Genomic DNA, 874 nt, shown 5'->3' with positions numbered 1-874 from the left:
CGGAGGGAGAGAGTGAGGGGAGAGCGCGAGAGGGGAAAGAAAATATTCAGATAATTCTAATGAACGGAGATGAGCGAAATGTTCAGAAAACAGCAGCCAGAAGTAATCGACTTCAAAACATTCATGGCAGGGACATACCGTAAGCCTAAGCGCTCCATAAATACGCCCATTTATAGTTTCATGCCTTCGATAACGGTTAGTAGTTTTTTATCGCCTGATGTAGCCGGCATATATGCGGTCGTGTTGGGCGTATTTGCAATCGGAATGCTATCGCACGGTTTGGAGAATTTCGCCGCCAGTTCGGGCCGTGAGGAGCTTGCGTGGGCCATCGAAACAGTGACGAGGTTAGCTTTCACGATTGGCGGATTCAGTTCGATCGCATGGTTCCTACTATCCCTTTGAGGAGGTTATCGCATGATAAAAGAATTTCTTTATAAATCAAAGGCAAAAGCCGAACTAATCAAGGCATTCCGGAGTGCCGAACTATATAAAACGTATAAAAGTAAAGGTGGGAACGAGCGCACCATATTTCCGCAGATACACGAAATTCACCTCGACAAATTGGCGAAAACGCTTCGTTATACTTTCACGCTGTTAAACGGCATGGATCCTAAGGAAGTAAAAAAGAAGGAGTTTGTCTTCCGTCAGCACTTTGGCCGGTCAATCTCGATAGAAGGCGATTTAAAGAAATACGTTCTGACCATTTACGCAACTTCAATGCCGAAAGAGCTACCGTATAAAGTCCAGGGAGTGCGCGAAGCTGTCTCGCCATTTACCATCGGAATCATCTGCGGAAAGGACCGGAACGGCCAGTATAACGCGTTCGACCTATTAAAGCAGCCGCACATCTTAATTGCTGGCGAAACGGGTAGCG

At 46.5% G+C, this 874-nt stretch carries 1 protein-coding gene and 1 pseudogene; both read left to right on the top strand.

The features are described 5' to 3' along the window. Positions 1–78: 78 nt before the first annotated feature. Positions 79–402, top strand: coding sequence for a hypothetical protein (locus CVN76_RS05960; protein WP_100530600.1), 324 nt, complete (start codon positions 79–81; stop codon positions 400–402). Positions 403–414: 12 nt separating this feature from the next. Next, positions 415–874: pseudogene (locus tag CVN76_RS05955) on the top strand (FtsK/SpoIIIE domain-containing protein); the annotation flags it as partial.

The sequence above is a fragment of the Bacillus sp. mrc49 genome (genome assembly GCF_002803435.1).
Note: the sequence above shows the minus strand (reverse complement) of the source record. Positions and strands in the feature narration are given on the sequence as shown.

Coding starts and splice junctions, on each gene's coding strand:
- CVN76_RS05960 (WP_100530600.1), top strand. CDS start 79: ATGTTCAGAAAACAGCAGCCAGAAGTAATCGACTTCAAAACATTCATG.